This is a genomic window from Simiaoa sunii, from assembly GCF_014337175.1.
In the GTDB taxonomy this organism is placed as follows: domain Bacteria; phylum Bacillota; class Clostridia; order Lachnospirales; family Lachnospiraceae; genus Acetatifactor; species Acetatifactor intestinalis.
Map to the genome: position 1 here is coordinate 2,507,521 of NZ_CP060633.1, position 14,280 is coordinate 2,521,800.

General features: G+C 34.9%; 13 protein-coding genes. All 13 read right to left on the reverse strand.

Annotated elements, in window-relative coordinates; genetic code table 11:
- Positions 1-17 precede the first annotated feature (17 nt).
- The 13 genes from H9Q77_RS11455 to H9Q77_RS11515 all read right to left on the reverse strand — a co-directional run bounded on the left by H9Q77_RS11455 (position 18) and on the right by H9Q77_RS11515 (position 14,275).
- Positions 18-689 (reverse strand): IS630 family transposase, encoded by a 672-nt coding sequence (locus tag H9Q77_RS11455; protein ID WP_134523031.1) that lies wholly within the window; start codon positions 687-689, stop codon positions 18-20.
- On the reverse strand, positions 659-1,168 hold the full coding sequence (locus H9Q77_RS11460) for a helix-turn-helix domain-containing protein (protein WP_006855777.1): 510 nt from the start codon (positions 1,166-1,168) through the stop codon (positions 659-661). The genes H9Q77_RS11455 and H9Q77_RS11460 overlap by 31 nt, the downstream gene beginning before the upstream one ends.
- A gap of 70 nt (positions 1,169-1,238) precedes the next feature.
- Entirely contained in the window at positions 1,239-1,754 is a 516-nt protein-coding gene (locus H9Q77_RS11465; RefSeq protein WP_249325629.1) for a hypothetical protein, read from the reverse strand.
- A 162-nt stretch (positions 1,755-1,916) separates the two neighbouring features.
- The gene (tnpA, locus tag H9Q77_RS11470) at positions 1,917-2,378 is read right to left on the reverse strand and encodes an IS200/IS605 family transposase (protein ID WP_249325630.1); all 462 of its coding nucleotides are present in this window, start codon (positions 2,376-2,378) and stop codon (positions 1,917-1,919) included.
- 229 nt (positions 2,379-2,607) lie between these two features.
- On the reverse strand, positions 2,608-2,934 hold the full coding sequence (locus tag H9Q77_RS11475) for a hypothetical protein (RefSeq protein ID WP_249325632.1): 327 nt from the start codon (positions 2,932-2,934) through the stop codon (positions 2,608-2,610).
- Between the two features lie 29 nt (positions 2,935-2,963).
- Entirely contained in the window at positions 2,964-3,206 is a 243-nt protein-coding gene (locus H9Q77_RS11480; protein ID WP_249325633.1) for a GIY-YIG nuclease family protein, read from the reverse strand.
- A gap of 27 nt (positions 3,207-3,233) precedes the next feature.
- Complete coding sequence (locus H9Q77_RS11485) at positions 3,234-6,452, reverse strand: N-6 DNA methylase (RefSeq protein ID WP_249325635.1); 3,219 nt, start codon at positions 6,450-6,452, stop codon at positions 3,234-3,236.
- Positions 6,445-8,412: an N-6 DNA methylase gene (locus H9Q77_RS11490; RefSeq protein WP_249325636.1), complete on the reverse strand. Its 1,968-nt coding sequence runs from the start codon at positions 8,410-8,412 to the stop codon at positions 6,445-6,447. The genes H9Q77_RS11485 and H9Q77_RS11490 overlap by 8 nt, the downstream gene beginning before the upstream one ends.
- A gap of 4 nt (positions 8,413-8,416) precedes the next feature.
- Positions 8,417-10,183, reverse strand: a complete 1,767-nt coding sequence (locus tag H9Q77_RS11495; protein WP_249325637.1) for a DNA methyltransferase — start codon at positions 10,181-10,183, stop codon at positions 8,417-8,419.
- Between the two features lie 86 nt (positions 10,184-10,269).
- A complete protein-coding gene (locus H9Q77_RS11500) occupies positions 10,270-10,479 on the reverse strand; it encodes a helix-turn-helix domain-containing protein (RefSeq protein WP_118546869.1) in 210 nt (69 codons plus the stop codon).
- 694 nt (positions 10,480-11,173) lie between these two features.
- A complete protein-coding gene (locus H9Q77_RS11505) occupies positions 11,174-12,406 on the reverse strand; it encodes a DUF4238 domain-containing protein (RefSeq protein WP_249325639.1) in 1,233 nt (410 codons plus the stop codon).
- Between the two features lie 10 nt (positions 12,407-12,416).
- The gene (locus H9Q77_RS11510) at positions 12,417-13,565 is read right to left on the reverse strand and encodes a hypothetical protein (RefSeq protein ID WP_022154376.1); all 1,149 of its coding nucleotides are present in this window, start codon (positions 13,563-13,565) and stop codon (positions 12,417-12,419) included.
- 449 nt (positions 13,566-14,014) lie between these two features.
- Entirely contained in the window at positions 14,015-14,275 is a 261-nt protein-coding gene (locus H9Q77_RS11515) for a hypothetical protein (RefSeq protein ID WP_249325640.1), read from the reverse strand.
- Positions 14,276-14,280: the final 5 nt, after the last annotated feature.

Genomic DNA, 14,280 nt, shown 5'->3' on the forward strand with positions numbered 1-14,280 from the left:
AGCATTACAACAACTTCCTATTCGGAAGCTGTTGTAAACCTAGGATACAATGAACTCAACTTCACTCTTGCATCGGCAGTTCGGAACTGCCAATTAACTTTTGCTGCGACTGTATTACGCTCGACTTCCCACGCAGCTAGCTCTCCACGAAGTTTTGCAATGTTTTCAATCCTTCGTGACAAACACTGTCTGGTCATTACATTCAGTTCTATTTCTGCAATGTCAAGCCAGCTTCCATGTTTGGGTGTATAGTGAATTTCCAAACGCTTGATAATTCGTCTTGCCTCATCTGCTGGATACCTTTTATACAAGGACGCCGTTTTATGGGTGTTAAGGTTATCCATAACAAGAATTACTTTTTCTGCATCAGGATACATGACATCAACGAGATATTTTATCTCTTCTGCCCAGTCAAAGGCAGTACGTTGTTCTCGCACGCTGACATGATGAGTGCCTCCAAGCGGTTCGACAAAAGCAAATATGCTGCAGGTACCATTCCTGACATATTCCGAATCTGTTTTCTGATTGTCACCCGGACGCATGGGCAGTGGTTTCCTTGCATCGCCCAGTAACTGGTAAGGCTTTTCGTCCATGCATACAACTGGTCTTTCAGGATTGTATGGGAGTTCATATACATCAAGGACATCTTCCATACATGCTATAAATTCGGCATCATCTTTTTTGGGGATGCACCAGTAGTCGTTTTTGTGAGGTCGAAGTTTGTTTTTTTTAAGGCTCTTCGGATTGCCTCACGGCTGACCGGAGTATCAAGAACAATTTTTGATTTCTCTTCCAGCAGCCGGATGGTCCACCTTGAATGTCCTTCCGGCACCGGACCACAGGCAAGTTCAATGATACGGGCTTCAGCACGTCCATCGAGCACACGCCTTGCATTATCAGAATTAACATTACGCTTAAACTCAGTTACTGCATCAATACCACCCTCAAAATATTTTTTCACAGTATTGGTTACTGTTGCCAGACATACACCATTTGATTTTGCAGACTGCTCATGAGTCAATACTTTTCCGTGGGACTCATCCAGGTCAATAATAATCTGGCATCTGCATCGGATTGTTTTGGATGTTTTATTTTTTCGGATGACAGATTTAAATTCTTTTAATTCATCATCCGTAAGTTTGATTTTGTACTTTTTTGGTCTTGCCATAGGATATCACCGCCGTTTCTTTTATTGTACCATAAAACGGCAATAACAGCCAGAAATATTTAACTAAATATCAATATGTCAGTACACTAGTCCCATGATTACCATCCGTAATATTTACGTCTTTAAGATAATCTATAACAAAGGAATTGTAAGTCATAACTTCTATTAACTCATCTTCCTTCTTAACTTCACATGCTAGTATTGGCAAGAACTGGAGGCATGCAAATACCATATTATGACCAGTTCCTACAATAACAGAATACTTTTTACCAAATACCTCAATTGAGACATCCCCATAATCTTCAACAACTGCATCGTCAAATGGAGAAGGCTTAATTATATCCTCTATAGAAGTAAAGAATCTTTTGAAATCTTCATAATTATCTATTTTTTTATTTCCCTGATGTTTATGCTCTGCTAAAGCCCAATTCAAAGATAAAGCAGATTCGAAAACTGAACGATTATTTACACAAACACATATGCAGTAAATAGCCTTAGAAATATCTTCAAAATCATATTCATTCACTATAGGAATTAATCTTTTCATTTTTGTTTTTGCCCCAGGAAAATCATTAGTTTTTATCATTTTTGCACCACCCAATTTATATAATCATTACCACCAGCTTAGCTGGTGGTTTGCTCTGCGGCTATAAGCCGCTGTTCCCTGCTTGCCTCTAAAGAGGCTCTGAAAAATTCGCCTTACGCACTGCGGTCTCGGGCTGGCTCTAAAGAGCCTCTTTCTTTTGCCCTATCTCACCGGCTCACCCGTAAACGGGTCAACGTACTCTTTTAGTGTCATTTGATCATACTCCAAATCTTCTTTTAACTGATTTCGAATATATTCCTCGATTTTCTTTGCATTCTTTCCCACAGTATCCACGTAATATCCTCGACACCAGAAATGTCGATTGCCATATTTATACTTTAGGTTCGCATGTCTTTCAAAAATCATTAGCGAACTTTTTCCTTTTAAATATCCCATAATCTCTGATACGCTATACTTCGGTGGAATTCTTACAAACATGTGTATATGATCCGGACATGCTTCCGCTTCTATTATTTCAATTCCTTTCCTCCTGCATAACTCACCTAAAATATGTCCTATGTCTTCACGTATCTGTTGATATATAACTTTTCTTCTGTACTTTGGTGCAAACACGATATGATACTTACATTCCCATCTCGTATGTGCTAGACTATTCTTGTCCATTTGGATACCTCCTTTGTTATTTGTGCGGTTGGCGAACCTGCACTCATTATAACATTGGAGGTTTTTTTACTTGAAGCTAAAGCTATTTGGGAACACACCTGCATAGCAGGTGATTTATTTTTATTGCTTATACAATAAACGAGACAAATGGTAGAACCATTTGTCTCTGAAATATCAGATAAGATTACTGAACACGTTTCTAGTCCACCTTAAAAGTTGCCTAACTATATTATTCTCTCCACTGAGTTTCTCTTGCAATATCTGTAACCAATCGACCATTATAAGTAAAGAACGATGGCTCAGGCACATTTTTATAACCTTTGAACTGCCTTGCTACAGCTGTAAGTGATGTAATCTCGTTGTTGTATTCAACCTTTCTTTCATCGCACACAATAACCTTTACAGTTGGATCATCCACATATACCAGCTCAGCTCCGACCGGAATCCCACATTCCTTGAAATTTATAGGAGGCTTTTTTATCTTTGCTGATTCTGCAGTCTTCTTTGTCTTAACTTGCTTTAGCTTATCCCACGAACCGCTAATAGTTGCAATCACTTCTAGTAAGTCTTACGCATCCTCAGGACTCACAACAAAGAATTCCCTACTTTTGATACCCTTAAATCAGGATTCAGGTTATCAATTAATCTATGCAACTTTTTATCTTCAAGATTACCCTTGGTTTCATAAGTAGCATAAATTTCGTAGTCTGTTGGAAGTGTAGTCGTACTCAGTTGTTTACGGCGAGCCTCTACATCAGTCGCGTATCCTATTTTCACCATATCTTTGAGACATGGATTCATCATTATATATATGTATCCTTTTGCCATAGTCGCCTCCTTGAATCATATCTCTTCTTATAATCCTAGTACAGCTGCACATACTTCCGCATATTCACCATATTCATCAAGCTCTTTTATTGCGACTTGCTGTCTTCTTCTTCGACTAGACAAAGTACTGCTATTTGGCCCAACAAGTAATCCTATATCGTTATTTGCACATTTATTTCTCCATGCTGAAATCAATCTTTCTGTAGCAACAACAACTCGCTCATGTGATGGATTATCCGGCTCGTATCTTGGTATTACCTTATAAGGAATAGTGTGAATATGGCGTTTTCCAAATCCACCATCTGGTTGAAAATCACTAATTAAATCACTTAATGCATCACTATTTAGCATTCCTGTTATGTAAATCGCCTCGTCTTCGCTATCTGCTAAATACCAATATAATGTCTGGTCTATAATCAGTTTTGTTGCATCAATCTCATTCAAGTCAATGTATGCAGAACAAGGATTAGCTCCACCTGCATTTGACAAAACCAACCATCTTCCAAGCGAGAAATCCTGTTTATATAGTTTCCCTCGTATATTTAGTTTGTCTTCCAAATACTCTCTTAATGAAATAGCTAATTCTGATTTTATATTTTCAAATACATATGCTGTACTTGCGTTCATCAAAGCAATATCATCATCGTTTATGCACTCCCAAAGATTATATCTTTTCTCCGCTGGCATAAATATTTTAGCTGGTCGAGAAACTAAAAATGGTGACAAATGTTTTGAAATATAGCAATCAAAAATAAACCTATCTTCAACACCATCTGTCTCTATATCACTTCCAGTAGTCATTTTGCTATCATTAATTATATATTTTAAATCTGAATCCGCTTCAATTCTTGACATTTTCCAAGTATTATTTGGATTCTGCTCAAATTTATGAAATAGTATAGTTCTAGGCATAATATCAGCGCCCTGATTAAATGACCATGGCTCGCCATTAATAAGATTTAGCACATCTTCTTCACTTCCTCTATTAGTCCAAGCGCTTCTATTGCCTTGAATATTTAGCGTATACTCACATCCTTGATAAGTATTTCTATCACTATAGATTCTTCCTGAAACTGGATACTCTGTTAATTCACTCCCACGCTTTCCTCCCAGAACAATCGCCTTATTTTTAAAAGTATTTATTGGTAATTCCCAAATTTCATCAATGCGTGTTTCTATTGCGTCAACAGAAGATATATAATGTGCCCTTCTAAATGGTTCATGATGATAACCACTCATAATACTTCCTGGCATAATACACATCCAACGGGCATCTTCTTTTAAATATTTATCTATAGACGATAATAAAAATGTTGATGCTAATTCCATATGCAAATGTGATGATCCAGGTGGCTTAATGCCATATCTCTCAGTTTTGTTATATAGAATAGCCTTATATGGGTTATCCGCCAACCTACTCATAGCAAGCCATGGCGGGTTTGAAATTATACAATTAAATTGGTTCCTTACTAAGCCTGGTCTATAGCTATTATTTAAAAGGAAATACCATATTCCATTTCTACCTTCTCGTTGTAAACGCTCCAACTGAACCACAAGTGCATACGCGGATACTCTCTGTGCCAATAATTCGTCAGTAGTTTGTTCCACTCCTGCTTCACAATATACTGACTCAACTACACTTTCTATTTGAGTTTCCGAAAGTTCGCTCTCTGGCCTTCCAGCCCTTATCATTGCAAAGGAGTAGCATTTTGACATAAAAGTATCAAAGGTCTTTCTATGTCTAGGTGTCAACAAAAATGCTGGAATATCTACTGAATGACCATCAAAATGCAACCTATATGATTCCTGTTCATTTTCAGGCATTCTGTGAGAAACTGGTGTTGCAGCAAATAGTGAATCAGCATGATATACCGGAATAGTAATACTTCCTTCATGATAAGCAAACAAATCTCGCATAGCCAAAACCCAATTTACCTTAGCAAGCATTACTGCAAGTGGATCAATATCAAATCCCATTACTGCTGAAAAAATAATATTATCTTTTTCTTCTGTATACTCTTCTTCGGCAATATTATATTTCTCACGCACTGCTTTTATTGTCTCTATAAGAAATACTCCCGAACCACAACACATATCCAGCATTCTTGGTTCTTCATCTAGTGAATCTATTACACTCTTAACCATCTCTTTAGCTAACCAATGAGGTGTGAAATCCTGTCCGAGTAAAAGTCTATGTTCTTTTTGTGAAAGCTGAGCTAATATTTCTCCAAACAAGTCTTCTTCCAAAATAATATTGAAATCATAGTATGATAATGTTTGCTGAACACTCTTCGCAAATTCTTCTATATTTTCAATATATGGTGATTTATTTAACCAGCCAAAATAATCATAATCAACCAAATTCAGTATATTTTTTGCCTTAAAATATGCTCCGCTTAATATATCTTGAAGTTCTCTAGAATCCGAAATCATCGGACTTCCATTTAAAACATTTGCACATATTAATTTTGAAATTGTCACCAAATAAAACTCGTTAACATAGGTATCTTCAGAGAATTCTCCAAAATCAGAGGCACCCAAATAAGCAACAAAACTTTGCCACACATTCTTTATTAGTTCAGCATATGTTGGGTTGTTTATCATCGCATTATTAACTATAGTTTGAAAATCACATATTGTTCTTTCATAGAAAACACTTTCTGCTCCAAAATCCAAAGCCAAAGCTTTTGCTGTTAAAATTCTTGAAGAAGATCTGCCAAAATACTTTTCTGTAAAATATTCAAATCTAGATATCTCTGCATCTGTGTCAATTGATAAATCAATAACGTCAAGCTGATTTAATTGTATATCATCTGCACCATATAATCTGCTTCCGTCATTATTTCCAATGATATTTATTGAATATCCATACCATCTTACAGTATCTGATAGAACTCCATATATATCATCTCTCTCAATCCCCAAGTTCAAAAGAGAAGCACAATACTCCTTCACCTGATGGTATCCTTCATCAAAAATTGCTCTAATAGTTAGATTCTTTTCATACTCTATTGCTGTTTTTCCTACTACCGAATCAGCAAATCCAGTTCTTGCAATGCCATTTCCATCAGCAAAATGCACATGCGTTTCTGTGCCTAAAATATGCTCTTGAACCCACCATGGATTCTCAGGAAAAATATTAATTAAATGAGCAGAAAACAAATGACGCAACACATCTTCTAAAGCTCCACGAGCAATCTCGTTTTGAGCTAATATAACAAATTCTCTTAATGATTCTTTATTCACTTATACCCCTCTCTTTCTTCTTTTTCTCCAGTAGATTGATTAACTGCTTCTTTATGTTATCTTCTTCGCTTTTCTCATAAATGGAAAACATTATATCGTTTATAGCATTAACAAATTCATCCTTATCATATAATCCAGCTAAGAATTTTTGACTACAATGTATTAATTCTTCTTCTTTCACCTCTTCCAATACAGGGAAAAATACTTTTTTCAAATGAGACGCTTCAATTTTCAAAGCCCCCCCACCCATTCTATTTCCAATACACTCCAAATAACATTTGCTCCATAATGAATTTAATAAAGCAAATAAAAGAAGTGTATTGTTCTCATCATTGTTAAACAACGTAATAAAATTTGCATCAACAACAATTCGGTCATCATGATCATTATTAATATATAAACATTCTGGCGATTTACCAGATAATCTAGATATACATAAATCTGGTGTATGCCTTCGTTGTAACTTAGGCATCATATACCAAAACGAAACATAACCATCATCCTTTTTCTTAATATTAGGTTTGACAGCAGAGAGATCCATAAATCTTTTCTTTTTTTTGGGATGAACATATTTCTCAGCACGACATATATATGCTTCCAGCTCCTGTTCCAATAGTTTCCATTCATCTCTTGTACCGTTAAACAATTTATTAACATCTTTTCTGCACACATGTTTTTCGATATAAATAACAGCTTTCGATATTTCCTTTTTATTAACTACTAATCCACCAATTTCGCCTCTATTCTGCAATGCATACTTTAGGTTCGACTCATGTATTCGGATTATTTTTTTGTCCCACCCTCTAGTTTGAACATCAAATATTCCATTAGCTTGGCCTAATATATCTACATAAAAAAAATCATTAGCTCCTGTTCTTAATCCCTGGCCTACAGACCATCCCCTATCCTCTATCAAGAAATACTTGGTCTTATCTGGCAATAATCCCATCATTTCTTCAGGTAATACTACCGTCTTATCTACCATCTGCTTATCATTATTTAAAACCCAAGATAATTTTGCCATAGAATTAATAAATGTCGGAAAAAGAAGAGCCGTATTTAAGTATCTGCAGCTAAAAGAACTATCACTAATATCTTTCTTTGCTCTAATAATTCTCTCAAGTGCAGCATATCCTTTTTCTCCTTCATAGCAAAGATTTCCGACTAAAGAATTTGTATCTATCGCGTCTTTTGTAAGTTCAATTAGTATTGTTTTTTCTTTATGATCAGCCAACCTCTCTGTTATAGTTTTTCTCTTGGCAACAACAAGACATGTTCTTACTGAAGCATTATCAAACCAAACAGAATCAACATCTTTTACTACAATCTCTACATCAAAGAGTTTTAGTAGTAAATAATAAATCGGCATAGCATAATCCCTGTTAAGCCATGACTCTGGCACAACCATAGCCATGTATCCACCAATTTTTACAATAGTAGAACAAAGAATCCATGCAGGAACAGCCATATCTGATAAACCAGAATATACATCTGATATCGATAACAATAAGTTCCTATCATCCTCTGAGATATTCTCCACGTTTTGAATCACACTTTTTAAATTCTCCCTGATCTGTTCCGCATTCGGTAACCCCGCTTCTTCGTTGTTGTTCAATAACTGATATCTTACATACGGAGGATTAGTAATAACTAAATCCCAGCCCTTTTTTTTGAATATCTCTGAACAGTTAAAAGCATCCCCCATAATAACAGTTGCTTCCAAATTTTCTTTTTTACAGTTCTCTATGGCTTTTGAATCAATATCTATACCATACAATTCATGTAAACCAGATTTGCAGTCTAATATAGCACGCAACATATCTCCGGAACCTACCATCGGATCTATTACAGTTCTAAATACATATTCATTTGGTAATAAATTCACTAATAGTTCAGAAACTTTTTTCCCCGAAAAATACTGTCCTAGTCGCTTCTGTCGCAAGGATTCTTTTTGACTCATTACATCAAACCTTTCTTAACCTTCTTATTATCTCATATGCCTTTTTAGCATCATATTTTACTTCTACATTCCGAGATAGGCATTCATTAACATATAACGAATATATTCTTCTCTCATCGCCATTTTCATCCGATACTCTATTACATATTTCTTTCAGCCAATCCCCGTCCTTATCAAGCTTTTGTGCTCTTACCATATTTTTTTCTAGCAAAATCAACGGATCTCCTTGAACAGAATCCTCTGAAACTACCTGCTTAAAGCTGGCTTGTTTCTTGTCCAAAATATTAGTAAGTCTCACATTTAAACCTGATTCATCAATAACTCCTTTAAAAGCCTCCCATACTTTTGCCTTTGCAGCGTGAAAAACCACAGTAGCATAGCCATCTGGCTTTAATACTCTACAAATTTCGCAAAATACATCTGTAAGCATAGTTTGATACTCTGTTAATGACTTCTTTTGCGATTCACTAATAATTATCTCTTCACTTCTATCAGTTGCTTTTTCAAGCCATAATTCATTAATTTGATTGACTTCTGCATAAGGAATAAAATCACCAAATGGAGGATCCGTAAACACAAAATCAACACTTTCATTTTCTTCGACCAACTTTCTCGAAGAAGAATTATGAACTATATATGTCCCAGTGCACTTTTCTAATAACTTATATGCTTCACCAATTGGCTTTGCTTTTCTCTTTAATCCGAGCAAAATATTCTTTTCTACTGGTAATCTACTAATATACAAAACACCACTTTGAGCACCTGTAAGGACAAAATCTTTTGAATTTTTCTTTGCGACTACACGAGTCATCATCGTACAGTTTGAAGCATTGTAGCTAAGCAAAAGTAATTTCAAAGCATCTCGCATCTTTTCATCATACGCTTCTGTCATTTTCCATAGTGTATTCATTACAAAATAATTACGGCATGTATAGAACTGATGAAGATAATCTATTCCATAGTGATACCCTCTCCTATGAAGTTCCCCCCATTGAATACTCTTTATATCACCACCGTAACTATCGTTTTCTAATTCTTTCTCTATTAATATGTCATCCTTATTTGCCGCTCTATCCCAATTTTTTCCAGCTGTAGACCCATAAACCCATGCTGGAATTCTCTTTTTCCTTTTCAATTTTTTCTGCAATAAGGAATCAAAATAATCTTCTACAATAAAATCCATATCATCCACATTAGTTTCGCATCCGCAAGTTGAGCATTTTATAGATGAATTAAAACTTACTGGATTTCTTTGTACCGCATTATCAAAATATGCTAATTCCGTTTTACAATTTGGACATAATAATACTTCTGTCCAGATCACATGCCTGATTTCTCCTTTTTCGCCATTAGGATCCTTTGTTTGATAGTATTTTTTCAACTCCTTTTCTGCCTTACAAACAAATTCTTCAACAGTCTTTGTAAACTCTATTGAACTCAATCTATTCGTAATTGTTCTAGCAGCAAATGATCCATATGTTCCCAGTTCATAACTAATAGCATTTCGCTTTCCCCATACAGGAGATACACCTAATTCTTCGGCCAGTTCAATCATCTTCGAGGTTGGATGTTCGCAAAGTAATGCTGCTATTCCAGTACTTCCACTTCCCCCAAATGTATCTAATACTGTTTCTCCTGGTTTTGTTAATGAAGCAATATATACTGCAATAGACTCAGGGGAAATTTTTGTTGGGTATGAAAACGCATTAAAAAATGCGCCTGTTCTATTAGATGGCAAAGGCTTACTAAACAATTGCTCTCGTATATCCATATTGTTCTCCTTACTTCTCTTCTTATATCATATTATATGTCCAATAATTTGGACACAGACATAGCTTAGTCGACTTAGTCGACTGTCTATTTTTCATTTGGAATAAATTCCAAAATATCTCCCACTTCACACTCAAGTATTCTACATATCTTCTCTAAAGACTGTGTGCTCACATGTTCATTCTTTCCAAGTTTAGCAAGAACATTTGTAGTTAATCCTGCCTGGTCACGGAGATCCACTTTTTTCATTTCCTTATCAATTAATAATTTCCATAATTTGTTATAGCTAACTGCCATATTTATGCCTTTCTCTAATAAATCAACAATGGTTTCAACCAGTGATAAGCCACCTTTTATATTGTATCATTTCGTTATATACCAATCAACCAAAAATTGAATTTCTCAATTTTGAATCACCCTGTTTTTTCTATTTCTCTTCTATTTATAATCCTAAATCAAAAAAACATGTAACACCCCCGCCCCAGAACATCAAGCCATCCACATCATCTCCACCCCGCTTGACTTTCTTGGGCGGGTCTGTTTATCGGTAGTCAAGACTCTTAAGGATAAGACTCCTTCGTCCATCCAATTAAAAAAGGACCAGCCTCAACTGATCCTCTCATCTCTATCACATCCCCGATTCCATTGTCTTCAAGTTCCATTCCACCCCTGCAGTTTTAGCCTCTCATATCCCTATCCATTCCCGCAAGAGTGTTATTTTTGTGTTATTTTTCCGCCTCACCTACCCGCAAAGCCTTGCTATTACTTGTTTTCTAGCAGAATCGGCATAATCTGCCGTGGCAGATGAAAAGTATCTTTATCATTGTTTTGTTTCTCCTTGTTTTGCCCCGATATGCCCTGTTTTGCAAGGATTGCCGGGTATTTGCGAAATGTGCACTTAGTCTGCCATCTTGGCAAAATACGGCAAGATGAAGCAAGTTATTACTACCTGTTAGTAGTAAAATTAGTAGTAAAAGGGTAAGGGTTACTACTAAGGTTTTTTACGAATTTCTTCTTTTTCTGATAGTTCTATTATTTTTTCAATAATATCTTTATCATGCTTGTTTTTCAATTTTTCTTGCGGTCCCTCATATTCCAATATAGAATCTTCTACAACACGGGCTCCCGGAATGGTGTAATCAACATTTTTTTGATTATATATATCCTGTAATATTCGTGCAGCTTTTTCATATTTGCTTATACAACATTTTTTATACTTCTTTCCACTTCCACATACACATTTATCATTCCTTCCAATCTTACCTTCTATACTTGTTTTATATGTAGACATATAATCAAAGGAATGGGCATTCATATCCTTGTCTTCTTCATAGAAAAATACTTCTCTTTTTATAATCCTATCTTGAATACTTCCGTCACTATATTTCATAATACATTTAGTTGGGCTAAAGGTTTCAAAATGAACATTTTTAACGCGTTCTAGTTCATCTTCTGTCTTCCCTACACATTTAACATATGAATTTTGGTAAATGACATCATTTATTTCCTGCACTTCTTTCTCATCCAATTTAACAAACTTATTTTCCTTTATATAAACCGGACATCTGCCATAGAAAAATACAATATAGAACTTTGATGATAAAGGAATTAATATCATTGTATCTTTCATCCCGCTTTGCCTATTGGATGCATTAGAAAATCGATTTTTATATTTTAATGCGACAGTAGAAACATATTGATCACTCAATAAAAGTTTTTCTTCCTCATCACAGATAATGGCACATTTATAGCAATTACAAATTGTATTGCGCAGCCCCCTAATATATCCTACATCCATTATATTCAGAAGCATTCTTTCAACCCGAACTTCCTTTGGATTCTCAGCATCCATTGAATACTCCCGCAATAATGCCCCACTCCTAAAATAAAACAACAAAACATATGGAATAATACTGTCTATTTTATCCTTAAACGGAATAATATTATCTCCATCTCTACAATATTCTTCTATTTCAGTTATTAAAGAATCAATCAATGGAAATGCCTTAGATTCAAACTTAGCAAATAAATCCTCTATGGAATTTTTTTCTATCTTAGAATGTTCATAAACATAATTCTGTGACATTGTATCAACAATGCTTTTTTTCGTAACTATACTCTTATCAATAAACAATTCATAAATTTTCTTCTGCTGGTCTGCAAAATGTTTTAGAATACCTTGCGAGACATAGTGTTGTTTTTTTGTAATACCTATCTCTATCACTCCTTTTTTATCATAAACGAAGAAACTCCATTATTTCCTCATTTGAAAATCCCACCCACATTAAACTCATCACTTTAATCAGCCTATCAAACTGAATAATAATATATTGTAATTTATTATCTGAAGCAAAATCATAATAATATGCATATCCGTGTACAATATCAATCCTTGTTTTCTTTATCTCTTCACTCACCATTTGAGTATTAAGAGTTGACTTCTCTAATATTTCAGGAAATAGATCAAACATAAATACTAATTCCTTTTTTAACGTCCAACTTTTACTTTTTGCTTTCTTTGGTTCTATTTTTTCAAATAAATATTCAAAAGCCATAACCTGCTCAATGAACCGTTGCGGTGAATATTCTGTTTTTGTATTTGATAAATGACCTAACGGAACACTTCTAGTTATTTTACTTCCACAATCCTGAGCAATATTATTCAAAATTTTAGGTACAAACTTCATAACATCAAGTTCAAAAAACATTACATCTTTTACAGAAATGTTATCTTCACATATATTATCAGAACAAAACCACCCTGCCAGCATACCATCATTATACAGAGCAATTCTTTTAAAAGAAACATCTGCTTGTGAATTCATAAACATGGAAAACCTATGCAAAGTGCGTACAATTTCAGCACACTCTAAGATTGTCCCTTCTTTAAGCCTTATCCTCACATCTCCATTACGTTCAAAATCCTCTAATAAACCCAAGTTTCCGTTGTGTCCTATACAGTACTTTAGATTATAAGTATTGTCTCCCATTTCAAACGGAATTGAATATACCTCTTTAATATCTACAGCAAAATTTATCCCAGTTCTTGATAAATCGATATAGTTATATTTATACCGAAAAACGTCATCTAAATATGACGACTGAATACCAATTTCGTTATATCCCTCTTTCACATGAAGATTTTCCACAATGTAACAAGACAGATAGCAAGTACTTCCCAATGAATGCTCAACTAGGATGGTTATTTTTCTGGGTTCCGTCCCAAGGCTAAAATATACTCCTGAAAGAATATAATTTCTCTTTTTATTATGTTCCTGCATAAAGTCATTCAATATTTTATCATCAGTAAATAATTCCATTCTGTATTTATCTATTACAAAAGGAATCTTCCCATTTTTATATATAATAAATCCTTTTACCATATACGCTCTCCGTTTTTATATTAAAAATTTTAACACATCTTCCATCTCAAAATTCCAGTTCTTTCCCATTTATTATATCGTCACCATTATCATTTTTCCATCGAAAAAACGCCCCAGTAATAGGAGCGTTTCGTAAACGTCAAATCCTGCGCCTTAGTAGTCTAAACCGTAGTATTTATGCGTTTTCCCGACATATTATGCCGTACTCTGCCCCACTTTGCCAAACCCTACGTTATAGTAAAACTAAACTGCTGTGACAGATGAAAAGTACTTTAATCATAATATCTCATATCCTCTCACATAGTCTCAAGTCTTGATTTTACAGGCTTTGTGGAACTTTTTCAAAATCATGTATTTTCTCATATTTTCTCATAAAATCTCGTATTTTTGAGAAATTAGGGGTACAAATACCAAAACGTACCCCTACGCCTTTGCCTCATTTACTACATTTAAATTGCAACAACTCTCTTCATCTCCGCCTTTGCATCACTTGCAATCTTATCCGTAACATCAAATTTCTTAATACGAGCACCCTGATCAGGATCATACAATTCCACAACTCCTTCAGCGTCGCCTGACACAATATCCGCATACGAAACACCGGCTTCATCCAAACGCTCTTTCAAAAATCGGTTTTCATCCTCCAATGCCTGTATCCTGGATTGTAATGAATTAATAAAATCTGAATATTGCTGTGTATGTTCATTCATCGTTA